General features: G+C 45.3%; 1 protein-coding gene and 1 pseudogene. Both read left to right on the top strand.

Annotated features, from left to right (window positions below; genetic code table 11):
- A pseudogene (locus tag DW657_RS18535) lies at positions 1-279 on the top strand (hypothetical protein); the annotation flags it as partial.
- Positions 280-292: 13 nt separating this feature from the next.
- Positions 293-385: a smalltalk protein gene (locus tag DW657_RS18100; protein WP_153089932.1), complete on the top strand. Its 93-nt coding sequence runs from the start codon at positions 293-295 to the stop codon at positions 383-385.
- The last annotated feature ends 436 nt before the right edge of the window (positions 386-821 follow it).

Here is an 821-nt window from a genome sequence, read left to right as displayed (position 1 = left end):
CTCGACGACGCAGAATTCAACCTCGTGGCCAGCCGCAGCGCTCAGGCTGCCGTGATCAAGGCAATCAAGGAGGGCAAGACCAACGTGGACCTCAACGTGCCTATCAATCCAGACGGCGGCGGTGATGGTGACGGAACCCAGGGTGGCGGTAGCGGAACCACCGGAACTGAAGGCAGCGGAACGCAGGGAGCTGGCGGTAGCGGAACCACTGGTGACCAGGGTACCAGCGGCGGCAATACCGGCAGTGAAGGCGGTGGCGACGACAATGTAAGTCTCTAAAAAGTAGAAGTCTATGAAGAAGGATACTTGGAAAATGGTGATTCAGATTGCGATTAGCATTCTCACCGCAATAGCCACTTCGCTCGGTGTTTCAAGCTGCGTGTAAGCAGCAGGAAGGCAGAAAGTATGATGCAGGAAAGCAGAATGAAATCTGCATGTGATTAGTTTTTGAGATGATTTTATCTATTACAACCGCTCCTCCTATATATATATAAATAGGTGGAGCGGTTTATTTATTTCCGCAGGTGTCATGAAGGGTCAGTGTCATGAAGGGTCATTTTCATTTTTCAATCCCCTTAAATCCGGTCATTAAGGTCATTAAGAATTTCGGTTTTTCAAAACATCCCTCTATCTTATAAAATAAGGTTAAATCAAGTTCGCCCTGCAAACAAAATCCATCCATATAATCACTTTTCTGAATATTTTTTGTATTTTTGCAGATATATTGCGCTGATATGGAGTTGAGCATAGCTTATCCTCCTAGATTATAGGCGCATCATTATCAAATGATTTGAGCATGAAGAAGATATTATTCCTACACG

This window comes from Prevotella sp. AM23-5 (genome assembly GCF_003473645.1).
Taxonomy (GTDB): domain Bacteria; phylum Bacteroidota; class Bacteroidia; order Bacteroidales; family Bacteroidaceae; genus Prevotella; species Prevotella copri_A.
Note: the sequence above shows the minus strand (reverse complement) of the source record. Positions and strands in the feature narration are given on the sequence as shown.

What these genes read in the sequence shown, in the direction of transcription:
- DW657_RS18100 (WP_153089932.1), top strand. Translation starts at nt 293, where the DNA reads ATGAAGAAGGATACTTGGAAAATGGTGATTCAGATTGCGATTAGCATT.